The following is a 25,532-nucleotide window of genomic DNA, read 5'->3' as shown; positions in this document are numbered from 1 at the left end:
ATTTATTTTAGATTGCTTTACGATCTACCTGTTTATAGATATCTCGTTCTGCGATTAATTGATTTATTTTTTCTGTTACTTCAAAGAAATGTTGTAATTTTTCATCTGAAACATATTCTCTAACTTTTTCATTAAAAGTAATTACATGTTGACGAGAAACTTCTCTCATTTCTTTTCCATATTCTGTTAGTTTTATAAGTACACTTCTGCCATCTTCTGGGTTTTTCTCTCTATAGATAGCTCCTTTTTCTTCCATAGTTTTTAAAATCCTCGAAAGACTTGTAGGTTCCATACCCATTTGTGGCCCTAAAGCGGTAGAAGGTGTGCCATTTTCGTAATCTATATTTAATAAAACAAAGGCAGTTGCCATTGTGCTGCCGTGCTTTGCAGCTTGTTCATTATACATTTTTGCAACTGCTTGCCATGTAGCTCGCAATGCATGATCTATTGTAGTTTCTTTGAGCATGATACAAATATATAAAAAAATACTATGCACGCATAGTAAATTAATAAAAAATTATGCACGCATAGTAAATTTGATCTTCGATAGTGATTTTTTTATTGAAAGTATACTAACAATAGGTAAACCGTAGCATATAGAATTGCTTTCGGGGTAAATGAAAAAATTAAAAATTTATGTAGGTTTGCGCTAACTTAAATCAAGCCAATGAATAATTTACTTGTTGCAGAGAATATTGTTAAGAATTATGGTGATTACCGTGCCCTTAATAATGTTTCTATTGAAGTTCCTAAAGGAAGTATTTTTGGATTATTGGGCCCTAACGGGGCAGGTAAAACGACATTGATACGGATTATCAACCAAATAACTATGCCTGATGAAGGGCAAGTTATTCTAGACGGAGAGAATCTAAAACCTGATCACATAAAAGATATTGGCTACTTACCAGAAGAGCGTGGTCTTTACAAATCAATGAAGGTCGGCGAACAAGCTTTGTATTTGGCACAATTAAAAGGTTTAAGTAAAGCTCAAGCAAGAGAACGTTTAAAGTATTGGTTTGAAAAATTTGAAATAAGTGATTGGTGGAATAAAAAAATTCAAGAATTATCTAAAGGGATGGCACAGAAAATACAATTTATTGTTACTGTATTGCATCAACCAAAGCTGTTAATTTTTGATGAACCATTTAGCGGTTTCGATCCTATAAATGCAAATAGAATTAAAGATGAAATACTTCAATTAAGGGAAGAAGGGGCAACTGTAATTTTTTCTACACACAGAATGGAATCTGTTGAAGAACTATGTGATCATATTGCATTAATTCATGAATCGAATAAAGTATTAGACGGAAAACTAATTGATATAAAAAAACAGTATAGATCTAATACTTATGAGGTAGGCCTTATAGCTAATAACAAAGAAATTGTAAACAATAAATTATCAGAAAAATTTGAACTAACAGATGCAACTTTTAAAACCATTAATGATGAACTTAAGTTTAATATTAAACTCAACGGTAAAGGTTCTGCTAATGATCTGGCATCTTATTTAACAACTTTAGGTGAACTAACCCATTTTGTAGAGATAATACCTAGTGCCAGTGATATCTTTATTAAAACAGTAGAAAACAACTAATATGAACCATTTAGCATTAATTACTAAGAGAGAATTCTTAAACAAAGTAAAGAATAAATCCTTCATTATTATGACTTTTTTAAGTCCGCTAATAATGGTGGCACTTTTTGCATTAATAGGTTACTTAACTCAATTAAATAATGATGGTGTAAAAACAATTTCTGTTTTAGATGAGAGTCATTTTTTTGTTGATGAATTTAAGAACACAGAAAAAACCAAATACGATATTTTAGAGAATGTTAGTCTAGAAGATGCCAAAAAAATAGTACAGGAGGCTGAAAATTACGGTTTATTATATGTGCCTAAAGCTACTTCAGTAGATATAATATCTGATAAAATTAAATTTTATTCTGAAAAATCTCCTTCACCATTCGTAATGGATAAAATTGAAGATAAGTTGAAAGAGAAAGCCAGAAATATAAAACTAAAGGAATCAGGCTTTGATCCAAAAACAATTGCCAAGTTAGATGTTAATATTAGTGCAAACTTAGAAACTTTTGAAGGGGAGAAAACATCAAAACGAGGTAATTATATGAAGTTAGCTTTTGGTGGTGCTGCAGGGTATTTATTATTTATGTTCATTATCATTTATGGTAATATGATCATGCGTAGTGTAATTGAAGAAAAGACCAGTAGAATTATAGAAGTAATAATTTCTTCGGTAAAACCGATTCAATTAATGCTAGGCAAAATATTTGGAACTTCATTGGCTGGTATTACACAGTTTGTGGCTTGGGTTATTTTAGGAGGAATATTATCTATTGTTCTATTTTTAATTTTTGGTGTAAATATCACGGAGACTCAGATGGAGCAGCAACAAGAAGTTTTAAATCAATTGTCTAGTAATTCGGATTTTGCTAAGCAATTAGAACTACTTAAAGGTGAATTTTACAGATTACCTTTTTTTAATCTAATTATAATGTTCATTCTTTATTTTATTGGAGGTTATCTATTATATAGTTCTTTATATGCTGCAATCGGTGCAGCTGTAGATAATGAAACAGACACGCAACAGTTTATGATGCCTATTTTAATGCCACTAATGTTAGCAATTTATGTAGGTTTTTTTACAGTTATAGAAAACCCGCATGGTACCGTGTCGCAGGTGTTTTCATATATACCATTTACATCACCAGTTGTAATGTTAATGAGAATACCATTTGGTGTCCCTATCTGGCAACAAATTGTATCATTACTACTTTTATTCGGAACGTTCTTTATTTTAGTTAAGGTGGCTGCTAAAATCTATAGAGTAGGTATTTTAATGTACGGTAAAAAGCCTACGTATAAAGAATTAGCCAAATGGTTAAAATATTGACAGATATAAGCCGTTATGTTTAATTAGTAATATTCCCTACAATTGAAACGTTTTTTTCTTTTTATATGCTCATTACTTTTTTGTAGTAACGTCTTATGTCAGATAAAAGATATAGGTGGTGCAGATTATACAACAGTTTTTGGTAATAAGGCAGAACCAACATTTAGTAGATCTAGAGTTTGGTTGAACTTTCCTGTAAAATTAAAGAAGAAAGATCATATTTTAGTTAATGGATTAAGGTATAGTAATGTAAAATTAGACTTTGATGCTGATTATTCTTTCGATACAGATCCTTTACATGAAATTCATGTGTTAGAATATACATTAGGATACACTTTTCTAATGAATGAAAATTGGCGATTTACAACTCAGGTTTCACCAACCATTTCGTCTAATTTAGCAAATAAAATAACTACAGATGATCTTACTTGGAGTGGAGGTATTTTGCTTATTCGAACCAATAAGGAATCTAAAAAATCAAGACTTACATTAGGTTTAGTGTATAATCAACGGATAGGAGTTCCACTTCCTTTACCTTTTGTAACCTATTTTAAAGAAGTCAATGACCACTTAACATATACTATTGGTGTCCCAATAAGTAAAGTGAAATACTTTTTCAATAAAAAAACAAGTATTGAAAGTTTTATTACGTTAGACGGATACTATGCCAATTTAAGTAATAATTTAGAGGTGAATAATAAAGTTGCTGAGAACATTTCTATGTCGGCAATTATTACTGGTATAGGTTTTGATAAATACTTAGGTAAGCGATTAAATCTGTATGTTAAAGGTGGTTATACGCTTACAAATAAGTTACGTTTAGTAGAAAACAGAAATGATGAAGTTTTTGATTTTGATATGTCAAAAGCTTTTACCTTTAGAGGAGGATTAAAATTTAATTTTTAAACAGAAAATATAGATGTCTAAAATATTGATCATAGAAGATGAAGCAGCAATCCGAAGAGTCTTAAAAAAGATTATTTCAGAAGAAAATGATAAATACCAAGTTGAAGAAGCAGAAGATGGTTTAGCTGGTTTGGAGTTAATTAAAAACAATGACTATGATCTGATATTATGCGACATTAAAATGCCAAAGATGGATGGGGTTGAGGTGTTAGAAAAGACTCAAAAGATTAAACCCGAAATTCCAATGTTAATGATCTCTGGTCATGGTGATTTAGATACAGCAGTACAAACGATGCGAATGGGAGCTTTCGATTATATTTCTAAACCGCCAGATTTAAATCGTTTATTGAATGCCGTTAGAAACGCACTTGATAAAAAGAATCTAGTTGTAGAAAACAAACAGTTAAAGAAAAAAGTTAGTAAGAATTATGAGATGATTGGCGAAAGTGATGCCATATCTCATATAAAAGATATTATCGAAAAAGTTGCAGCCACAGATGCCAGAGTATTGATTACTGGCCCAAATGGAACTGGTAAGGAATTAGTGGCACATTGGTTACATGAAAAGAGTGAACGTTCAAAAGCACCAATGGTAGAGGTAAACTGTGCGGCAATACCTTCAGAACTTATTGAAAGTGAATTATTTGGTCATGTAAAAGGATCTTTTACAGGAGCAAATAAAGATCGTGCAGGTAAATTTGAAGCTGCAAATGGAGGAACTATTTTCTTAGATGAGATTGGTGACATGAGTCTTTCAGCTCAGGCAAAAGTATTACGTGCTTTACAAGAAAATAAGGTGAGTAGAGTAGGGAGCGATAAAGATATCAAAGTAGATGTTCGTGTTGTAGCTGCTACCAATAAAGATTTAAAAAAGGAAATTTCAGAAGGCAGGTTTAGAGAAGATTTATATCATAGGTTAGCAGTAATTCTAATAAAAGTACCTGCATTAAATGAGAGACGAGATGATATACCTTTATTGGTAGATCATTTCGCAAAACAAATAGCTTCTGAGCAAGGTACTGTTGTAAAAAGTTTTGCAACGAAAGCCATTAAAAAATTGCAAGAATACGATTGGACAGGTAACATACGTGAATTACGTAACGTTGTAGAGCGTCTTATTATTCTCGGTGGTAGTGAAGTGTCTGAAGATGATGTAAAGTTGTTTGCGAGTAAGTAAAACTTCAACTATTCTTGTCATTCCTGCAAAGGCTGAAATACAGATTTGTACTCAAAAACTATAATGGATTCCGGATCAAGTCCGGAATGACAATTTTAATTGAGTAATATTCAGTATAAAAAGTATTACGTCGCTGGTTTATACTCTTTCTTATCAATAATCATTTTGGCAATGATCTCTCTTAGAATTTCAGAAGTTCCCCCACCAATAGGACCAAGACGACTATCTCGTAGTAAACGCGCCATAGGATAATCTTCCATATAGCCATAACCACCTAACATCTGTAAACATCCATTAGCTACTTCATCAGCAACTCTTGTAGAAACCAATTTAGACATGGTAGCTTCTTTTACAACATATTCACCATCATTGAGTCGTTTTGCAACTGAATAATTAAATACTTTACAAACTTCAATTTCAGCAGCCATATCAGCAACTTTATGTCGCAGAGCTTGGTATTTATCTATGGTCTTTCCAAAAGTTTGACGTTCACTCATATATTGCAATACATATTCTAAAGCATATTCAGAACGAGCATGTGCATTAACACCCATTACCAATCTTTCTAAAGCAAAATGTTGCATGATATATGGGAAACCTTTCCCTTCTTCACCCATTAAATTATCGGCTGGTATTTTTACATTATCAAAAGCAATTTCTGCAGTATCTGATGCTCGCCAGCCTAACTTGTCTAATTTACTGGTTGAAACCCCAGGTGTATCACTATCTATAACAAACATACTGATACCTTTATTACCTAATTCTGGTTGTGTTTTGGCAGCTACCACCATATAATCACCATAAACACCATTGGTAATAAATGTTTTTGAACCATTTAAAATATAATGATCACCATTTTTAATTGCAGTAGAGCGCATACCAGCTACATCAGAACCACCAAACGGTTCAGTAACACATAGACAACCTATTTTATCACCATCTACACTTGGTGTTAAATATTCTTTTTTTATTCTATCATCACCTTCTTTGTTCAAATGTGTCATGGCTAAATATGCATGTGCCCACATAGCAGCGGCAAAACCGCCAGAATTTATTTTTTGCAGTTCTTCAAGAAAAATTACAGTATAGAATAGATCTAAATTTAAACCTCCATATTCCTCTGGAGTATTTAATCCGAAGTAGCCCATCTCGCCCATTTTTTTCCAGATAAAGCGTTCGATTTTCCCTTCTTTTTCCCACTTTTCTATATATGGGGCAACTTCTTTAAGAAGAAATTCTTTAAAACTTTGCCTAAAAGACTCGTGTTCTTCGGTAAAATATAAACTATTCATGTGCAACTTATTTGGCTTCCAAATATAGGGCTATTCTATCAAATTTTTCTAATGGAAATTCCTCAATTTGTTTTAATTCTTCTAGTGATTGTATCTCAGCAACTTCATCACGATAATTGAAAATTTTCTTAGTTAATTCATAGTCAATGTAAACAATGGAAAGTACTTCTTTAAAGGACGCTTCGTTCACGTTAATCTTTGTTATTTTTGGCTTTTGCAAAACTTGAAATTGTTTTAAAACTCTATCAGCTACTTCTTTGTCTAGATAGTAAACTTCGTAGAGTTGCTCATTAATTAAAAAACCTCCTAATTTATCTCTATAATTAATGATTCGTTGCGAAAGCCTGTCTCCAACACCGTTTATAATTTTTAGTTCCTCTGCTGTAGCTGAATTAATATCCTTGATGGGAAGATTTGCCAAAGATTTCTCACGCTCGTTCGTAATGACCTTTTGATTCTTTTGCTTTTTAATAACCCAATCAGGGAATTTAAAATATGGAGAAATAACATTTAATAAACTATCAGATACGCCTGTAACTTGCTGAAATTCTTCTTTAGAATTTATATACTTGCCTTTTGCACGGTGTTCTAACAATCGATCAATTTCTTTGGTAGACATACCTAACTGATAACCTTTAAAATCAGTTATGAAACTTGGGTTAAAAGGAAATATTTTAGGTTTTCTTTTTTCTAACTCTAATTGTTTTAAAGAATCTATTTCTTTTTGAAATTGAATAATCTCTGGAGTATTTAAATCTGTAGTTTCTTTTGAATTAAAATCGGCAAAAAAGTAAATTAATTGGAATGCAATTATCAAAATTGCTAAAAATAAAATCCCATTTCGTTGGCGTTCGTTATACCAGAAATGGGATTTCTTTATGTTCATTTGAGTTAGACTATTCTTTAGCTTCTCTAATCGCTGTCAAATACCTATTTAATTGCTTCTTAACAACCGGAAATAGGAAGTATAAACCTACCATATTTGGGAAAACCATAGCGAAAATCATTGCATCAGAGAATGCCCAAATTGAGTTCATACTTGCTGCAGCACCAATTACAATGAATGCACAGAATAATAATTTATAAACAAGATCGGCTCTTTTTCCTCTTCCAAATAAGTATTTCCAAGATTGCAATCCATAATAAGACCAAGAAATCATTGTTGATATTGCAAATAAGAATACTGCTATGGTTAAGAATATGTTTGAATACGGAATATATTGTGCGAATGCTTTTGATGTTATACCTGCGCCTTCATAAGCTACACCATCAATAAATACTGAACCTGTTCCATCACCACCATATTCAAAATAACCTCCGAAATTGAATATAATAATTACTAAAGCTGTCATAGTACAAATAACAACAGTATCAATAAATGGTTCTAATAAAGCTACTAATCCTTCAGATGCTGAATATTTCGTTTTTACAGCTGAATGAGCAATAGAAGCAGAACCAGCACCAGCTTCGTTTGAGAAAGCTGCCCTTTTAAATCCTACAAGCAATACACCTATAATACCACCAACACCAATAGCTCTTGGATTAAACGCTTCAGTAAAAATTAAACTAAGCGCATCATCAATGAAGCTAAAGTTGCTAAAAATTATATATAAACAAGCAACTATATATAATACTGCCATAAATGGCACTACCTTTTCTGTTACTGCTGCAATTCTTTTAATACCACCAATAATTATAATACCAACAATTATTGCAATTATTAAGCCGATAACCGCTCCAGCACTAGTGCTTTCTAAGCCAAGTAATTCTTTTAAAACTATAGTTGCTTGATTTGATTGAGCTGCATTACCACCACCAAAAGAGCCACCAATACAGAAAATTGCAAACAACACTGCAGCTATTTTGCCGAATGTGGCAAAACCTCTTTCTTTCAACCCTTTACTTATATAATACATTGGTCCACCATATACAGTACCATCTTCACCAACATCACGGTACTGAACACCCAGTGTACATTCCACAAATTTGGTAGACATACCTAAAAGACCACAAACAATCATCCAAAATGTTGCACCTGGTCCACCAAGTGCAATTGCTAAAGCTACACCTGCAATATTTCCGTTACCAACTGTACCAGAAACGGCAGTTGCCAAGGCTTGAAAATGTGTTACTTCTCCTTCTTTGCTTTCATCTCTAATAGTTTCTATAGCGTCACCACCTGGAGTAGAATCTCCATATGCAGGCTCGGAAACAGCATGATCAATATCATCATATTTACCTCTTACTACATTTATAGCGGTAAAAAAGTGTCTAACATTTGGAAATGAAAAATAGATGGTAAAAAATGCTGCACTACCCACTAATAATAGTAATACAAATGGAATATCTGGATCTTTCCATACAAGGAAAAATATAACATTACTAAAAAAATCTGATACAGGCTGAAAAGCTTCATCGATACGTTGATCTAGACCTTTTTCTTGAGCGAATGTTATTAATGGCGCTACTAATAAAAGTAGTGAGAGAAGTTTTTTCTTCATAATTACGTTGAGTTAGAATTTTGTTCTAACGCGCAATATCACAAAAAAAATGCCTTGTCACAAATTTTAGTGATTAAATATTGAGAAAATACAATGTTCTAAAAACACATAAACCCTTAAGCCAACCAAATTGTACTTAAGGGTTTAATTAACCAAAATTGAAAAAATATTTTATAGGAAACCGCTTCCTTGGGTTTCGTTATCTCTTCTGTTCTTTCTTCTTCTACTCTTTGTTTTTCCCTTGCTAAAGCGATGCATATAACCTATATATACCGTTCTGCTTTCCCAATTAAATTGACCATTAGACGGGTAAGGATTTTGAGAGTTAAATTTGAATTTCATGCCTTTAAAAATATCATTTACTCTAAAGGAAATTGTCCCTTTTCTTTTAAAAACATTTAAGCTTGCTCCAGTATTTATCATCCACATTGGGTCTACTTCGAACTGAATACTTCTTCCACCCCCTCTGTACATCGCAAACAATTGTAGTCTTAGATTTTTTGTAGCAGTGAAACTATTACTAATACGAGCATTAAAAGCGTTGTTAGTAACTTCTAATTCAGTGCCGTTAGCTATACCATTTTCTTTTTGTAGATATAAATCTAAACTAGCATTAGCTCTCCACCATTTAGCAATTTTGTAGTTTGAAGAAACTTCAAAACCATAACGATTATTACTTTTGGTATTACTATACGTAAGTAATACTTTATCCTCATCAAATGGGTCAATATTTAGAATACGTGTAATATTGTCGTTCACTCTTCTGTAAAAAGTACCGAGTGTTAATGATCCATTCTTTAATTTACGAGTATAATTTACCTCATAAGAATTCGTAAACTGAGGCATTAGATTGGGATTACCTACAGATGTAATTCTAGGCGTACTCCATTCTCTAATAGGGTTTATTTGTCCTAAAGATGGTCTATCAACTCTTCTACTATAACTTACTTGAAATTGATCTTTTTCATTAGGATTATAAGTTAAAAACGCTGAAGGATATACAGTAAATATCTCATCAGTTACAGTTTCTAATACAGCACCTTTTCTAAATGTCCCCTCAATTTCGTATTGTTCTAAGCGTGCACCTAATTGTAAAGAAACTTTCTCAAATTTATGGCTATAAGTTGCATAAGCAGAATAAATATCTCTATCATATTTAAATGAACTTAAAGGAAATTCTTGAGTCAAGAATTGTAGATAGTAAGGGTCATTTAAAGGGTCAAAAGCAGGATTATTAATACGATCTTCGTTCACGTCTAGTACAAATTCATGTTGATCTGTAACTCTACTATTCTCTGTTGTGTTAGTTCTAAATTCTAACCCCAATTCTAACTTTCCTTTTTTTGATATTGGGTTTGTATAATCTATGTTATACAATTGACCTTTTCTATCGTTTTCTATATCCTCTAAAAAATTTGTAAAAGGGTCATTAGGTAGAACAGACTCTCTATTTGTAGCTAGTGAAGGACTTTCCGACTTTGTAAAATTTGCCTCAATTTCTAGGTTGTGACCTTCTTTTTTAAAATCTACTTTATAATTAATATTATAGGCTTCGTTATTATCATCGAAGTTGTCATTTGTAACTGAACTGTTTGTTACTAAAATACCATTATCATTAATTACAGTTTTGCCTTCAGCTATATCTTCGGCTCTATTTTGTGTGGTATAAAATGAAATAGTGTTTTTCTCATTTAAATAGATATCTGCTCCCACTTTTAATAAATGAGATGTTCTATCATTGTCAAACTCAAAATTTTGTAACGAATTATTATCCGTTCTATTAACAAAACCAAAGTTGTCATTCTTCCCACTTCTATAACCATAATTGGCGAAAAAGTTTACACTACCTGTTTTATAGTTCATATCTACTGATCCATTAAAACGAGTATTTTCACCTCTGGTAAGACCTGTATTTATAGTAGCATTAAAACCTTGATTAGCACCTTTATGTAAAATAATATTAATCATTCCACTCATTCCTTCTGGGTTATACTTAGCTGAAGGATTTGTGATTAATTCTACTTGCTTTATCGATGTAGAAGGAATTTGTTGTAATAATTGAGCGGCGCTTATATTAGTTGGCTTACCATCTACTAAAACACGAACGTTCTCATTACCTCGTAAACTGATATTACCAGTTTGAGAATCTACACTAACAGATTGTACATTATTTAACAATTCAGCTGCTGTAGTTCCTGCGGCAGTTAAATCTTTACCTACATTAATAACTTTTCTGTCAATTTTTTGGGTTACTGTAGAAGTCTCTGCTACAACTGTAACTTCATCTAAATTAGCAGCTTCCTCAGTTAAAGGAATAGTACCTAAATTTTGTTTTAACCTCCCAGGAATTAAATTCACTTCTCTTTTAAAGCTTTGATAACCAATAAACTGAACTTCTACAATATTTTTACCTTCGGGTATTTTTTTGATTTCAAAACTACCTTTATCATCAGTAATACCGCCAGTAACAGTTTTATCTGCTGTATCTTTAATAACAATAGTTGCATAAGGTATAGGTTGTTGTGTTTTAGCATCTACAACTTTACCAGAAATACTTCCGTTTCTCGGTAGTTTGTTTTTGGCTAGTTGCGCAGTCATGTTCAAGCTTAAGCAAAAACAAATGACATAAATAAAATTTTTACTCACGGATTGTAAATTTATCTTTTGATGTTCGGGATTTTTCTTTGAAAAGTTCATTAGTTTGTGATTTTTGTACGATTACTTTTTAGCGAGTTGTTGTGCTATTTTCAGTAACACTATAGAGACGCCAACAGTTGTATATTTGTAACAAGTTTTAACACAGATTAACATTAATTAACAGCTTAACATTTTTTTAACATAATGAGTAAGAAAACACTAGTATTAGGAGCTTCACTTAAAGAGAACAGATATTCTAACAGGGCAATTAAATCTTTAGTAAAGAAAAATCATGAAGTTGTAGCGATTGGATTAATCGCAGGATGTGTATCTGGTGTGTCTATTGAAACTGAAAAACTACACTTTAATGATGTAGATACTATTACTCTTTATCTAAATTCTAAGAGACAACAAGAATATTATGATTACATCATATCGTTAAAACCAAAGCGTGTAATTTTTAACCCAGGAACCGAAAATATGGAGCTTATAAAGCTATTGAAGGAAAATGATATAGAGTCTGAAAGTGCCTGTACTTTAGTGTTATTATCTACAGGTCAATATTAATTTTGATGAGCTAGAAGTAATTCTTTACTTACCTTGTTTTCAACTTCAAAAACCTTACCTTCTTCAGCTAGAGCAACATTTGCAAAAATAGTTTCTGCTTCATTTTTAAATAATGAAATATCATTATATCTACTTGAATAATGACCTAGTATTAACTGCCCAACATTTGCCTTGTGGGCAATTTTAGCAGCTTGCTCTGCAGTAGAATGTTTTGTTTTTGTAGTAAGTTCTTCTTTGTCTTTTAAAAAGGTAGATTCGTGATAAAGCAGATCAGTATTTTTAATTATTTCGGAAATTACTGGCTTATATACAGTATCGCTACAATATGCATAACTTACCTGTTGCGGAGGATTAAAAGTAAGTTCACGATTTTTGATAATGGTTCCATCTTCTGCAATAAAATCTTTGCCATTCTTTAAGTTCTGATAATCGCAAATTTCTATTTCAGGATTTTCCTTGATAACGTCAATGTTTAATTTACGCTCTCCTTGTTTTTCTTTAAATAAAAATCCATTAGTATATACTCTGTGCTCTAAAGGGATAGTATATACTTCTACTTTTTCATCTTCATAGATAAGTTCACTTGTATTAGATTCTAATTCATGAAAATACAAGCCAAAATTAAGATGAGAATTTGAAAACTTCAATTGAAGTTCTATGATCTCTTTGATTCCTTTTGGCCCATAAATATGAAGATCATTTTGCCGGCCTAATAACCCGAATGTAGAAATTAATCCTATTAAACCAAAAAAATGATCTCCATGCAAATGAGAGATAAATATAGTGTTAATCTTAGAAAATTTGATCTTGTATTTTCTAAGTTGCGTTTGAGTTCCTTCACCACAATCTATTAAAAACGATCGATTATTAATTTCTAAATATTGTGATGTTGGATGAGCAAAAGTTCTTGGAGTGGCCGAGTGGCATCCTAATATTGTTAACTGTAGGCTCATTTAATTACGATACGTTTAGAAATTATTTCGTTATTCGTTTTAATTGAATAAATATAAATTCCAGAATCTAGTTTGTCTCTGTAGAACGGAATAGAATTCATCCCTTTTTTAGTGGTATACTTTTGGAAATAAACAGTATTTCCAATTAAATCCTTCACCGAAAACTCGACCTTAAAAATGGCCTCGGCATGAAACTTAATTCTAGTTGTAACACTAAAAGGGTTTGGTGACGCCACAATGTCTCTTATAACTTTAGTTGAATCTTTTGCAACTTCGATAGAATTATCTTGCTGAGCAAAAGCTGCTGTTGAGAGTGTGACAATAAGTATAAAAAGTAGTTTTTTTACCATACGCAATTTTAATTAAAAACCTAAATCTCGCTCAATCTCTTCCATTTCTATAATGTCTTTTGCTTCAGTTATAGTTGGTACTGCTATGATTTCGTCTGGTAAATTATTGAAATCAATTTCATTAACAACTAACACAAAAGATGTGCCATTATTTCTATGCTCTTCTGCAAAGTGCAAAAATAGTAAGATATTTTCTGTTTTTACCCCTTTTAAATCAGAAAAGTCTAAAATTAAATTCTCGTTCTTAAAGTTAGAATATTTTTTTTTAAATCCAATAAAAAAATCTGAAATCGATTTTTCTTCTGGTTTTATAATTGTTTGATTATCTTCTTTTTCAATTAACATGGTATTATCTTTTAATCTGTTGAGCCAATAAATAGATGATTGCCATTCTAATGGCAACGCCATTTTCAACCTGATTTAAAATAATAGATTGATCAGAATCTGCAACGTCACTTGTAATTTCTACACCTCTATTAATTGGCCCTGGATGCATTATTACAATTTTCTTGCCAAGACTATCTAATAATTTTTTATTAATTCCGAATAATTGTGCGTATTCACGAACTGAAGGAAAATAGTTGATATCCATACGTTCATGTTGTACTCGTAGCATATTAGCAACATCGCACCATTGCAATGCTTTTTTAAGGTTATGTTCAACTTTTACTCCTAAACTCGACATGTATTTAGGTATCAAAGTAGTTGGGCCACAAACCATCACTTCAGCTCCTTGTAGTTGTAAAGCGTAAATATTAGAAAGAGCTACTCGAGAGTGTAAAATATCACCAACAATAACCACTTTTTTTCCTTTAACCGAACCTAATTCTTCTCTAATAGAGTAAGTGTCTAATAATGCTTGTGTAGGATGTTCATGCGCTCCATCACCGGCATTGATGATTTTAGCATCGACATGCCTTGACAGAAATACACCGGCTCCCACATTAGGATGACGCATAACAACAATATCAACTTTCATAGAAAGAATATTGTTGACAGTATCTATTAAAGTTTCACCTTTTTTAACAGAAGATTGACTAGCAGAAAAATTAATTACGTCTGCTGAAAGACGTTTCTCTGCCAATTCGAAAGATAGTTTCGTTCTAGTGCTATTTTCAAAAAATAAATTGGCAATGGTAATATCTCTTAACGAAGGAACTTTTTTTATCGGACGATTAATTACTTCTTTAAAATGATCTGCAGTTTCAAAAATAAGGTCTATATCCTTTTTATTAAGATATTTAATGCCTAGTAAATGTTCTACACTTAACTGCTTCATTTAATTAGTATTTATAATATATACTGCATCTTTTTTTTCATGTTCAGACCAAGTTACTTTTACTTTTTCTGAATTGATAACATCTACTTGCCTACCTTTATAATTTGGCTGAATCGGCAAATGCCTGCTAAAACGCCTGTCAATTAGCACTAATAATTCGATAGATTCTGGCCTGCCGAATGACTGAATTGCTGTTAAAGCCGAACGAATACTTCTACCAGAATATAGAACGTCATCAATTAATACCACTTTTTTATCTTCTATTGTAAAATCTAACATTGTCAAATTTGCCTCAAGAGGTTCGTCTCTCCGCCTAAAATCATCCCTAAAAAAAGTAATATCTAAATACCCTAGTTTTAAGTTTTTAATCTTATAACTATCTGTGAGAATCTTGGCTAATCTATTTGCTAAAAAAATGCCACGAGGCTGCAAACCTATTAGTACTGTATTCGAAAAGTCTAAGTGATTTTCTAACAACTGATTGGCCAAACGGTGAAGAATAATGTGTATGTCTTTAGCGTTGAGTAATGTCTTTTGAGCCATGTTGCTATCCAAACCTTGTTTGGAATACAAAAGTACATTATTTTTTGAAAAATTATCGGTCACTAAGGTGTTAATTAAATTGTTAAAAAGATTAGCACACATAAAGTTGTACAGAAAACGACTTGTGCTACTTTTATTTACATAACCGATGGCTGAATTATATGTTTCAATTTCCTGGTGCTAACAATAACTTACCGCTTACCAGATTCGAATCAATGCTAAAGACTAATAGTGTCTATTTTTTTGATTCTACAGAGTTTGAAGAAATCATAACACATTATTTAGATAATGGTAAAACATCATTAGCCAAAAAAGCAATTGATTTAGGTTTAAAGCAGCACCCTACAGCTATCAATTTAAAGTTGGCTTTTATTGAATTATTAATATTTGAAGAGAAATTTGATAAGGCGTCTAGTATGCTTAATCAACTTGAAGAAATAGAGCCATCTAACGATCAGATTTATCTTCATAAAGCGACTTTGTATTCTAAAAAAGACATGCATAAAGAAGCTATTCAGGCTTTGCATAAAGCATTATTATTTGCCGAAGATGAAATTGATATTCTATCAATGATCGGTATGGAATATCTTTTTTTAGATGATTATGAAACAGCTAGATTAAATTTTGCTAAGTGCTTAGAAGTAGAGTATGATGATTATTCATCATTATACAATATTATCTATTGCTTCGATATGGAGCAAAAACATCATGAAGCAATCGATTATTTAGAAGAATATATAAATAATGAACCTTATTGTGAAATAGCTTGGCATCAATTAGGGCGTCAATTTTATATTATAGATAAATATGAAGAAGCCCTAAAGGCATTTGACTATGCAATAGTTATAGATGAAGATTTTATAGGGGCATATATAGAAAAAGCGAAAACTTTAGAAGAGTTAGAGCGATATGAAGAAGCTATTGCCAACTATATGGTGGCTATTCAGCTAGAAGATGGTACACCTTTTATTTATTTAAGATTAGGTTGGTGTCATGAAAAAATTTCTGATAAAAAACTTGCTCTAAAATATTATAACCTGACTGTAAAAGAAGATCCTTTATTAGATAAAGGTTGGCTAGCTTTAACAAATTTATATGTTCAGGAAAAAAACTATCAAAAAGCACTATATTTTATCAATAAAGCGATTCAAATAGATAATGAAAATCCATTATATTGGTCTCGTTTCGCTGAAGTTAACTTAAAGCTAAATCTATTTGAAGAGGCTGCAAAAGCATTCCAAAAATGTATAGATTTAGAAGATTACAGATTAGATGTTTTTATTGCTTTAATTGATGTTTTACACTTTTTAGGTGAGTATAGAGATGCATTAGTTGTGCTTAAAAAGGCTAAGAGTTTATATACAGATTTTGCTGAAATAGAGTATCGTTTGAGTGGGATAAATTTTTTAGCTCAAGATGAGAAAAATGGACTTCTATATTTAAAAAATGCATTAAAAATAGATTACGAATATCATCAAGTAATTAAAGAGTTATATCCATCAATTTTTGATAAAGAAGCAGTAAAGGCATTATTAAAAAAAGGCAGAAAATAGAAATTCTTCTTTCCAATTTCAAAATTAAATTAGCTAGAATATTGTCGATTCAATAAGTTATATTTGACGAGCTAATTTAAATTGCTAATGAATCGTACTTTTTTAGATTATTTTATCATTTTATTAAAAGGTATTGCAATGGGGGCAGCCGATGTAGTTCCTGGTGTTTCTGGCGGTACTATTGCTTTTATTTCAGGTATTTACGAAGAATTAATCAACTCTATTAATAAAGTAAATTTTAGAACTCTAAAAACCCTTAAAAAAGAAGGCTTTTCTGCTATGTGGAAATCTATTAATGGTAATTTCTTATTATCATTATTAATAGGAATAGCTATTAGTGTTTTATCATTGGTGAAATTGATTAAGTGGTTATTAGAAAACGAACCTATCTTAGTTTGGTCTTTCTTTTTCGGGTTGGTTTTAGCCAGCATAATTTATGTCGGTAAACAAATAAAAGATTGGAATTTTAGTAGTATAATCACACTTTTAATTGGTGCTGTATTAGCTTATTATATAACTACATTACCAGCCTTAACAACAAATGATTCTAATTTATATTTGATGCTGTCTGGTAGTTTAGCAATTTGTGCGATGATCTTACCAGGTATATCAGGAGCTTTTATACTATTACTTCTTGGTGCTTATAAACCAGCAGTAGATGCTATTCATGATAGAGACTTTAAAACTATTTTCTTTTTAGCAGTCGGTGCAATTGTAGGTTTATTAACTTTTTCACGTCTTTTAAAATGGCTGTTTGATAATTATAAGAATTTAACGCTAGCAGCTTTAACAGGATTTATACTTGGCTCTCTAAATAAAATTTGGCCATGGAAGAAAGTATTAGAATCAGAAATGATAAATGGTAAACTAAAAATATTGAGAGATCAAAGTATTTCTCCATTCAATTATGAAGGAGAAAGTCAATTGTCATTAGCCATTTTGTTAATGATTATCGGATTTGCTACAATATTAGTTTTAGAAAGAACGGCTGTAAAAAAGACTGCTTAATATGCCAGAAAAAACACGTACACTTTTAGACCGAATATTGCTTTTTGTTAAAGGTGTAGCTATGGGTGCAGCTAATAAGGTGCCTGGTGTTTCTGGTGGTATGGTTGCTTTTGTAGTTGGGTTTTACGAAGAAATGATTTATTCATTTCAAAAGATCAATAGTAAAGCTTTTAAATTATTGTTTAATGGTAGATTTAAGAGCTTTTATCAATATATAAATGGTCGGTTTATAGTTACTCTTTTTGCAGGTAGTATTTTTAGTTACTTTAGTGTTTCATTATTCTTAGATTATCTTATAAGAAATTACGAATTATTTGTTTGGTCTACTTTTTTTGGGATGATCATCGGTTCGATTTATTATATAAGCAAAGGATTCAAAGATTGGTCTACAAAAAATATTATTGCTATTGCTATAGGGATTATATGCGGTATAGCTATTAGTTTTATGAGTCCGGCAAAAGAGAATGACAACCTTTGGTTTGTATTCTTTTGTGGTATTATCGGCGTCTCAGGTATGACTTTACCAGGGCTGTCAGGTTCCTTTATCTTGATCTTATTAGGAAATTATGTATTGCTCTTGGTAGATTCTGTTAATATGTTATATCGGTCGATTATGGATGTTTTTTCAGGAGATTTTTCTTTTTTAGAGGATATGGACCGTGTACGATATCTTAAAATCATTGCTTCTTTTGGAGCTGGTTCAGCTTTTGGGCTAGTAGTTACATCGCAAATTTTAGGGTATGTTTTAAAGCGTTGGCATCAAATTGTTACTGCAACCATTATAGGATTTATTGCTGGATCTTTAGGTGTTGTGTGGCCTTGGAAAGAGAAAATATTTAGAAAAAATGAAGCAGGTGAGTTCTTGTTAGATTCTCAAGGAGACAAAGTATTAGAAAATTATAAACGTTTTTTCCCAGATATGAGTGATATAAACAATTGGTATGCCATTTTATTTATCATATTCGGAATGACTATTATTTTAGCAATTGATCGTTATGCCACAAAGACAGGAAGAAAAGCATAGATTTGGTTTAATTGGTAAGAATATTTCGTATTCTTTTTCAAGGAATTATTTTTCCGAGAAATTCAAAGATTTAGGTTTAGAGAATTACTCTTACGAAAATTTTGATATCGATTCTATTGAAAATTTCTCTAAGATTATTACGAATAATACAAACCTTAAAGGATTAAATGTTACCATCCCTTATAAAGAAGAAGTGATTCCTTTTTTAGATGAATTAGATAATGATGCTAAAAAAATAGGCGCCGTAAATACTATTAAATTCTTAAAAAATAAAAAGATTAAGGGGTATAATACAGATGCTTATGGTTTTAGAGAATCTATAAAACCATTTTTAAAAAAGCATCATAATAGAGCATTGATCTTAGGTACAGGAGGTGCTTCTAAGGCTATTAATTTTGTGCTAAATAAATTAGATATTGAGACATTATATGTTTCAAGAAATCCTGAAAAAGAGAATGAACTTTCTTATAAAGAACTGACAAAAGATATTATAAAGGATCACAAAATAATTATTAATTGTACGCCTTTAGGGACATATCCTGATATTGAAAAATATCCAGATATACCTTATAAATTTCTAACCAAGAAACACTTATTGTACGACCTAATTTATAATCCTGCTCATACATCTTTCCTTAAAAAAGGGTTAGAAAAGAAAAGTACAGTTGTTAACGGATTAAAAATGCTTGAGCTTCAAGCCGAAAAATCCTGGAAAATCTGGAATGGTTAATTAACAAATAAGACGCAACGTTTTTTAGAATTTTGTATCTTTACTAAGGTAGTTTGGTTTTGTCGTTTATCAAGCTATTAGTATCTTTCGAGACTTTTATAAAGAATAAAAGAGGAACTTAAACATTATTTGATATGTTAGATGATAATACTGAAAATATACCTGTAGAAGGTATAGACGAAGAAACTACTTTAAATGAAAGTGAGAAATCACTTGATAAAGAAATAGAAACACCTTCCGAGGAAATTGAGAAAGTTACTTCAGAAACCGCTGAAGAAGATGCTACTCCTGAAATTACCCCAGAAAAACCTGTTACAGAAGAAATAAAAAAAGTTGATTATTCAGCTTTAGATCTTGAGGCTTTAGTAAAAGAATTTCAAAAGCTTTTAAAGGTTGATGCGGTGTATCAAATAAAAAATCAGGTAGAAGCCATAAAGAATAATTTTAATGTAAAATTTGGGACTTTATTAGCCGATAAGAAAAAAGCATTTTTAGATGATGGAGGTAATGAAATAGACTTTCAGTATAACAGTCCAGTAAAATCTCAATATAATGACCTGCTCTTTGAGTATAAAGTAAAGAGAGACCGCTATTACAAACAACAAGAAGAACTTCAAAAAGAAAATCTTAGCAAACGACTCACTTTAATTGATGAGTTAAAAAATTTGATTGATAATGCAGAGCCTTCTACCATGTATAAAAATTTTAGAAGTTTACAAGATAGATGGCGAGTAATAGGTAAAATTCCTCATTCAAAATATAATGATGTTTGGCGTACATATCATCATCATGTTGAGCGTTTTTATGATCTATTACATTTAAATAAAGACTTTAGAGAACTCGATTTTAAACATAATTTAGAAGAGAAACTAAAGTTGGTAGAAAAAGCTGAAGCTTTAGCTGAAGAAGCTGACATAAACAAAGCATTTAAAGAATTACAAGTGCTACATCGTTTGTGGAAGGAAGATATTGGTCCGGTTGATAGAGAACATCGCGAAGAGGTCTGGGGTAGATTTAGCGAAGCAACAAAAAAAATACACGATAAACGACATGACAATCAGAGGGAATTAGACTCTAAGTATGAAGATAATCTTGTAGAAAAAATAGCTGTTATTGAAGAAATAAAAAAATTGACTTCTAAAGAGATAAATTCGCATTCAGAATGGCAAAAGAAGATTAGAGAACTAGACGCTTTACGTCAAAGTTTCTTTAAAATTGGTAAAGTTCCAAGATCTAAGAATAATAAAACTTGGCAAGCTTTTAAAGACGCTACTAGAGAGTTTAATAGAGCCAAAAATGTATTTTATAAAAGTGTAAAAAAGGTACAGCAAGAAAATCTTACTAAAAAGATGGCCTTGGTTGAAAAAGCTGAATCGTTAAAAGATAACGACGACTGGGATGCTACTACTCCTATAATGAAGCAAATTCAAGTTGATTGGAAATCAATTGGTCATGTACCTAAAAAGTATTCTGATGAGATATGGAAACGTTTTAAAGATGCCTGTAATCATTACTTCAATAAATTACATGGAGTTCAAGACGAAGCTAATAAAGAACAGATAGATATCTTTAATAAAAAGAAAGAACTCTTAGAGAATTTAAGAAGTCAAACAGAGGGTGACCAAGCACTTACTTTAGAAGTTATAGAATCTTATATTAATGATTGGAAAAATCTAGGTTCTGTTCCGTTTAACATGAGACACATAGAATCTAAATTTAATAAAGTATTAGATAAATTTTACGAAAAATTGAATTTAGGAAAACCCGAAGTAGCTATGCTAAAATTCAAGAATATAGTGAATGGATATGTTACAAGTAAACAGTTTAAAAAGATTGAAGATGAACAATATTTTGTTAGAAAAAAAATAGATGAGGCAACTAGAGAAATAAAACAATTAGAGAACAATATTAGTTTTGTTTCGAGTGCTACAGAGAATAATCCTTTACTGATGAATGTTCAAAAAAATATTGATCGTTATTCTGAAGACTTGAAAATTTGGAAAACTAAACTTGATTACCTCAATAAGTTAGAATATTAAAAAGTGCTCGAAAGAGCACTTTTTAATAAATATTCTTCTTATAATTATTACCATCTAATAACTACACTTCCCCAAGTAAATCCACTACCAAAAGCAGCCAATACCACTAGGTCATTATCTTTTATTTTACCTTTTTCCCAAGCTTCTGTTAAAGCAATAATTACTGAGGCCGCGGTAGTATTACCATATTTCTGAATGTTATTATAAACCTTACTATCATCTAACTGAAATTTCTTTTGTATAAATTGAGCTATGCGTAAATTGGCTTGATGTGGTATTAACATATCAATATCATCCTTTTGTAGATTGTTAGCCTGTAATCCTTCAATAATAGCTTCAGAAAAACGAACAACAGCATGTTTAAATACAAATTGTCCATTCATGTAAGGATAATACGAAACATCATCAGGATTATTTTCTTTTAAAATTTCTGGTACCCAACGCCCAGTTGATGGGCCTTCTAAAGAAAGTTCTTTAGCATGCTTACCTTCAGAATGTAAGTGAGATGATAATATACCTTTACCTTTTTCTTCAGATCTACTTAAAACAGCTGCTCCAGCGCCATCACCAAAAATAACAGTAACACCACGTCCTCTAGTCGAGCGCTCTAAACCGCCAGAATGATTTTCAGCGCCAATCACCAAAATATTCTTATACATCCCGGTTTTTACAAATTGATCGGCAACAGATAGACTGTAAATAAAGCCAGAACATTGATTGCGAACATCTAAAGCACCAACTGTAGGCATGTCTAGCATATCTTGAACCCGTACACCACCACCAGGAAAATACATATCGGGGCTTAGTGTTGCGAATACTATAAAATCTATGTCGTCTTTTGTTAAACCAGCACGTTCTATAGCTATTTTGGAAGCTTTAACTGCCATCGAAGAAGTTGTGTCACCAGTTTTTGGATCTATCCATCGTCGTTCTTTAATACCAGTTCGTTCTTGAATCCATTCATCGCTAGTATCCATCCACTGCTTTAAATCGTTGTTGGTTACTATATTATCTGGCACATAATATCCTAGACCAGTAATTTTTGAATTATACATATACAATTGTTTAGGGTAGTATTTATAAAATCAAATATAAATAAATTTATTATGCGTAGAATAGTAAATGCTTTGCTGTCATCTTGTCATAATTGTTTATTTGGTATTTTTTTTGACTAAGATTAATTAGAAAATTATAAATCAAAAAACACATATTATGGCAAAAGGAACTATTAATGTTTCAGTCGAAAACATATTTCCATTAATTAAAAAATTCTTGTATTCAGATCACGAGATCTTTTTACGTGAATTAATTTCAAATGCAACTGACGCTACTTTAAAATTAAAACATTTAACATTTGTAGGCGATTCTAAAGCTGATTTTGGTAATCCTAAAATTGAGGTTAAGATTGATAAAGATGGTAAGAAACTACACATTATCGATCAAGGATTGGGGATGAGCGAAGAAGAAGTTCAAAAGTACATCAATGAAGTTGCTTTTTCTGGTGCAGAAGAATTCTTAGATAAGTATAAAGATGCAGCTAAAGATGCAGGAATTATTGGACATTTTGGTTTAGGATTTTATTCTGCTTTTATGGTAGCAGATAAAGTTGAGATCATTACTAAATCACATGTAGAAAAAGAACCTGCTGTACATTGGACTTGTGACGGATCACCTGAGTTTACTTTAAAGAAAGCGAAAAAAGAAGATAGAGGTACAGAGGTTATTCTTCATATTTCAGATGATTCTACAGAGTTCTTAGAAGAGCATAGAATCAGTGAATTATTGACCAAGTACAATAAATTTATGCCGATACCAATTAAGTTTGGCACTAAAGAAGTTGATGATCCAAATCATACACCAAAAACTACAAAAGATAAAGAGGGTAAGGAAACAACGGAACCTCAAAAGAAGATAACGGTTGATAATATTATTAATAATCCGAATCCAGCATGGACAAAAAAACCTGCTGATCTAAAAGATGAAGATTACAAATCGTTTTATAGAGAACTGTATCCTATGCAGTTCGAAGAACCTTTGTTCAATATCCATTTAAATGTAGATTATCCTTTTAACTTGACGGGAATTTTATATTTCCCGAAGATGACTACAAACCTTGATATTCAAAAAGATAGAATTCAATTATATCAAAATCAAGTATTTGTAACAGATAATGTTGAAGGTATTGTACCAGATTTCTTGCAGATGTTGAGAGGTGTGATTGATTCACCAGACATTCCATTAAATGTTTCAAGAAGCTATTTACAAGCTGATGGAGCCGTAAAGAAAATCTCGAGTTATATTACTAAAAAAGTTGGTGATAAGCTACAATCATTATTTAAAAAAGATAGAGCAGGGTTTGAGAAGAAATGGAATGATATCAAGATTGTTATTGAATACGGAATGCTTTCTGAAGAGAAGTTTTATGAAAAAGCTCAGAAATTTGCTTTATACCCAACAGTAGACGGTTCTTATTTTACGTTCGATGAATTAAAAGATAAGCTAAAGGCAGCACAAACCGATAAGGATAAAAACTTAGTATTGTTATATGCTAGTAATGCGGAAGAGCAGCATAGTTATATTCAACAAGCCAAGGACAAAGGCTATGAAGTCTTATTATTAGACTCGCCAATTATACCGCATTTAATTCAAAAGATCGAAGGTGAAAATACTGAACTATCTGATGAGAAATTCCCTATCAAATTTGCACGTGTAGATTCAGATCATATCGATAATTTAATCAAAAAAGATGATGAGCAAATCTCTAAGCTATCTAACGATGAAAAAGATAAATTAAAAGAAATTGTAGAAGGAATTGTACCAAAAGAAAAATATACGGTTCAATTAGAAGCTTTAGATTCTAGCGCAAATCCATTTATCATTACACAGCCAGAGTTTATGCGTAGAATGAAAGAAATGCAGCAAACTGGTGGCGGCGGATTTATGGGCATGGGTGGTTTTCCAGAGATGTATAATTTAGTGGTAAACACCAATAATGATTTGATGCAGAAGATTTTAAAGGCAAAGGGTAAAAAAGAGGAATATGTAAATCAAGCATTAGACTTAGCAAAATTATCTCAAAACTTACTGCAAGGTGAAGATTTAACTAATTTTATAAAGCGTAGCTTTGATTTAATGAAGTAATAATAATGTAGTATATCATAAAAAACCGCTCAATTGAGCGGTTTTTTTATGTTTTATTGAACTAAGAAATCAAAATACTTGTCCTTATAAGGCTCATCTTTTAAAGTAAAATGCCACCATTCTTTAGAGTGTGATTTAAAACCATGCTTTTCCATTCGTCGTTTTAACAATAAACGAACTGCACGTTGGTTTCTGGTAATATTTGGATAATCTATAGAAGACTTATCATCAAAAAAATCATAAGTTCCTCCCATATCTAATATATGACCAGTAGTTAAAGAAACGATTGTTAAATCTACAGTGCTACCACGACTATGACCAGACTTTTTCGCAATGTATTGTTTATCAAAAAGGTCTTTTTTGTTAATGTTAGGATAGTATTTTTCTTTCATTTTTGTATCTGTAGAATCTTCAGCCCATTTTACAAAATGGTCTACAGCACGCTGTGGCCTATATGCATCATAAATTAAAAGCCCAAAGCCTAATTTTTCTAATTCACTTTGTACTTTTTTTAGTGCTTCAGTAGCCTTTTTTGTTAAAATAATTTTAGGTTGAATGTATCCTTCTATAGGTTTGCCAATAAAGTTATTAGAAGAATAATAACGCATGTCTGAACGTAGGTTAGGAATTACTTCCTTGGCATATACAAATCCTTCAGGCATTTCATTTAATGCTTGCTGTGCAAATACAACAGTAGTAAGGTTTAAAATAGTAATAAGCAATACAGCTTTAATATAGCTTAGCTTTTTCATTTTGGGTTCGGGTTTATTCTCTAGCTAATGTAACGAAAAACTTTTAAATATATTTTAATATATAAAATCGATTTTCATTTAAAAATCAACAAATTAGAGAGTATATTTTCTAATTTTATAACCTGCAATTTTATATAATTACTTTTTAAATTCTTAACAATTAATGTT

23 protein-coding genes are annotated in these 25,532 nt (G+C 31.3%); 11 read left to right on the top strand and 12 right to left on the bottom strand.

Going from position 1 to position 25,532, the window contains the following annotated elements; all coding sequences use genetic code 11:
• Positions 1-7 precede the first annotated feature (7 nt).
• Complete coding sequence (locus AC3IF2_RS07660) at positions 8-466, bottom strand: MarR family winged helix-turn-helix transcriptional regulator (protein WP_489166485.1); 459 nt, start codon at positions 464-466, stop codon at positions 8-10.
• Between the two features lie 201 nt (positions 467-667).
• On the opposite strand from AC3IF2_RS07660, the gene AC3IF2_RS07655 reads away from it, so the two are divergent.
• The 4 genes from AC3IF2_RS07655 to AC3IF2_RS07640 are packed head-to-tail and all read left to right on the top strand — an operon-like array spanning position 668 to position 4,995.
• A complete protein-coding gene (locus tag AC3IF2_RS07655) occupies positions 668-1,594 on the top strand; it encodes an ABC transporter ATP-binding protein (RefSeq protein ID WP_489166484.1) in 927 nt (308 codons plus the stop codon).
• 1 nt (position 1,595) lies between these two features.
• A complete protein-coding gene (locus tag AC3IF2_RS07650; RefSeq protein ID WP_489166483.1) occupies positions 1,596-2,912 on the top strand; it encodes an ABC transporter permease in 1,317 nt (438 codons plus the stop codon).
• Positions 2,913-2,954: 42 nt separating this feature from the next.
• A complete protein-coding gene (locus AC3IF2_RS07645) occupies positions 2,955-3,818 on the top strand; it encodes a DUF6268 family outer membrane beta-barrel protein (protein ID WP_489166482.1) in 864 nt (287 codons plus the stop codon).
• Positions 3,819-3,831: 13 nt separating this feature from the next.
• A complete protein-coding gene (locus tag AC3IF2_RS07640; protein WP_489166481.1) occupies positions 3,832-4,995 on the top strand; it encodes a sigma-54-dependent transcriptional regulator in 1,164 nt (387 codons plus the stop codon).
• 125 nt (positions 4,996-5,120) lie between these two features.
• On the opposite strand, the gene AC3IF2_RS07635 is transcribed toward AC3IF2_RS07640, so the two are convergent.
• The 4 genes from AC3IF2_RS07635 to AC3IF2_RS07620 all read right to left on the bottom strand — a co-directional run bounded on the left by AC3IF2_RS07635 (position 5,121) and on the right by AC3IF2_RS07620 (position 11,386).
• Positions 5,121-6,287, bottom strand: a complete 1,167-nt coding sequence (locus tag AC3IF2_RS07635; RefSeq protein WP_489166480.1) for an acyl-CoA dehydrogenase family protein — start codon at positions 6,285-6,287, stop codon at positions 5,121-5,123.
• A 7-nt stretch (positions 6,288-6,294) separates the two neighbouring features.
• Positions 6,295-7,173 (bottom strand): helix-hairpin-helix domain-containing protein, encoded by an 879-nt coding sequence (locus AC3IF2_RS07630; protein WP_489166479.1) that lies wholly within the window; start codon positions 7,171-7,173, stop codon positions 6,295-6,297.
• A 10-nt stretch (positions 7,174-7,183) separates the two neighbouring features.
• Entirely contained in the window at positions 7,184-8,788 is a 1,605-nt protein-coding gene (locus tag AC3IF2_RS07625; protein ID WP_489166478.1) for an alanine/glycine:cation symporter family protein, read from the bottom strand.
• A 171-nt stretch (positions 8,789-8,959) separates the two neighbouring features.
• Positions 8,960-11,386 carry a TonB-dependent receptor gene (locus AC3IF2_RS07620; protein ID WP_489166477.1) on the bottom strand — a complete coding sequence of 809 codons (2,427 nt, stop codon included), beginning with the start codon at positions 11,384-11,386 and terminating at the stop codon, positions 8,960-8,962.
• A gap of 243 nt (positions 11,387-11,629) precedes the next feature.
• Here AC3IF2_RS07620 and AC3IF2_RS07615 point away from each other — a divergent pair, with 243 nt between their 5' ends.
• A complete protein-coding gene (locus AC3IF2_RS07615) occupies positions 11,630-11,992 on the top strand; it encodes a CoA-binding protein (protein ID WP_489166476.1) in 363 nt (120 codons plus the stop codon).
• Here the strand turns inward: AC3IF2_RS07615 and AC3IF2_RS07610 are convergent.
• From AC3IF2_RS07610 to pyrR, 5 genes are read right to left on the bottom strand one after another with little or no spacing between them, the layout of a single operon-like run.
• On the bottom strand, positions 11,989-12,945 hold the full coding sequence (locus AC3IF2_RS07610) for a ribonuclease Z (protein WP_489166475.1): 957 nt from the start codon (positions 12,943-12,945) through the stop codon (positions 11,989-11,991). The genes AC3IF2_RS07615 and AC3IF2_RS07610 overlap by 4 nt on opposite strands.
• The gene (locus AC3IF2_RS07605; RefSeq protein ID WP_489166474.1) at positions 12,942-13,295 is read right to left on the bottom strand and encodes a T9SS type A sorting domain-containing protein; all 354 of its coding nucleotides are present in this window, start codon (positions 13,293-13,295) and stop codon (positions 12,942-12,944) included. The genes AC3IF2_RS07610 and AC3IF2_RS07605 overlap by 4 nt, the downstream gene beginning before the upstream one ends.
• Positions 13,296-13,307: 12 nt before the next feature.
• Entirely contained in the window at positions 13,308-13,703 is a 396-nt protein-coding gene (locus AC3IF2_RS07600; RefSeq protein ID WP_489166473.1) for a ribonuclease Z, read from the bottom strand.
• Entirely contained in the window at positions 13,645-14,574 is a 930-nt protein-coding gene (locus tag AC3IF2_RS07595; protein ID WP_489166472.1) for an aspartate carbamoyltransferase catalytic subunit, read from the bottom strand. Before AC3IF2_RS07595 ends, AC3IF2_RS07600 begins: the two co-directional genes overlap by 59 nt.
• Positions 14,575-15,117: a bifunctional pyr operon transcriptional regulator/uracil phosphoribosyltransferase PyrR gene (gene pyrR, locus AC3IF2_RS07590; protein ID WP_489166914.1), complete on the bottom strand. Its 543-nt coding sequence runs from the start codon at positions 15,115-15,117 to the stop codon at positions 14,575-14,577.
• Between the two features lie 215 nt (positions 15,118-15,332).
• Between pyrR and AC3IF2_RS07585 the strand changes: the two genes are divergently transcribed.
• The 5 genes from AC3IF2_RS07585 to AC3IF2_RS07565 all read left to right on the top strand — a co-directional run bounded on the left by AC3IF2_RS07585 (position 15,333) and on the right by AC3IF2_RS07565 (position 21,471).
• Positions 15,333-16,670 carry a tetratricopeptide repeat protein gene (locus AC3IF2_RS07585; protein WP_489166471.1) on the top strand — a complete coding sequence of 446 codons (1,338 nt, stop codon included), beginning with the start codon at positions 15,333-15,335 and terminating at the stop codon, positions 16,668-16,670.
• A gap of 87 nt (positions 16,671-16,757) precedes the next feature.
• Complete coding sequence (locus AC3IF2_RS07580; RefSeq protein ID WP_489166470.1) at positions 16,758-17,678, top strand: polyprenyl-phosphate transporter; 921 nt, start codon at positions 16,758-16,760, stop codon at positions 17,676-17,678.
• A gap of 1 nt (position 17,679) precedes the next feature.
• Positions 17,680-18,702, top strand: coding sequence for a DUF368 domain-containing protein (locus AC3IF2_RS07575; protein WP_489166469.1), 1,023 nt, complete (start codon positions 17,680-17,682; stop codon positions 18,700-18,702).
• Complete coding sequence (locus AC3IF2_RS07570) at positions 18,674-19,432, top strand: shikimate dehydrogenase family protein (protein ID WP_489166468.1); 759 nt, start codon at positions 18,674-18,676, stop codon at positions 19,430-19,432. Before AC3IF2_RS07575 ends, AC3IF2_RS07570 begins: the two co-directional genes overlap by 29 nt.
• Before the next feature lie 134 nt (positions 19,433-19,566).
• Positions 19,567-21,471 carry a DUF349 domain-containing protein gene (locus AC3IF2_RS07565; protein WP_489166467.1) on the top strand — a complete coding sequence of 635 codons (1,905 nt, stop codon included), beginning with the start codon at positions 19,567-19,569 and terminating at the stop codon, positions 21,469-21,471.
• A gap of 47 nt (positions 21,472-21,518) precedes the next feature.
• Here AC3IF2_RS07565 and AC3IF2_RS07560 read toward each other — a convergent pair whose 3' ends face one another.
• Positions 21,519-22,526: a 3-oxoacyl-ACP synthase III family protein gene (locus AC3IF2_RS07560; RefSeq protein ID WP_489166466.1), complete on the bottom strand. Its 1,008-nt coding sequence runs from the start codon at positions 22,524-22,526 to the stop codon at positions 21,519-21,521.
• A gap of 157 nt (positions 22,527-22,683) precedes the next feature.
• On the opposite strand from AC3IF2_RS07560, the gene htpG reads away from it, so the two are divergent.
• Positions 22,684-24,612, top strand: coding sequence for a molecular chaperone HtpG (gene htpG, locus AC3IF2_RS07555; protein ID WP_489166465.1), 1,929 nt, complete (start codon positions 22,684-22,686; stop codon positions 24,610-24,612).
• A 53-nt stretch (positions 24,613-24,665) separates the two neighbouring features.
• Here htpG and AC3IF2_RS07550 read toward each other — a convergent pair whose 3' ends face one another.
• Positions 24,666-25,364 (bottom strand): M15 family metallopeptidase, encoded by a 699-nt coding sequence (locus AC3IF2_RS07550; protein WP_489166464.1) that lies wholly within the window; start codon positions 25,362-25,364, stop codon positions 24,666-24,668.
• Positions 25,365-25,532: the final 168 nt, after the last annotated feature.

The sequence above is a fragment of the Maritimimonas rapanae genome (assembly GCF_057837205.1).
The sequence above is the reverse complement of the archived record's forward strand: the minus strand, read 5'-3'. Positions and strand labels throughout refer to the sequence as shown.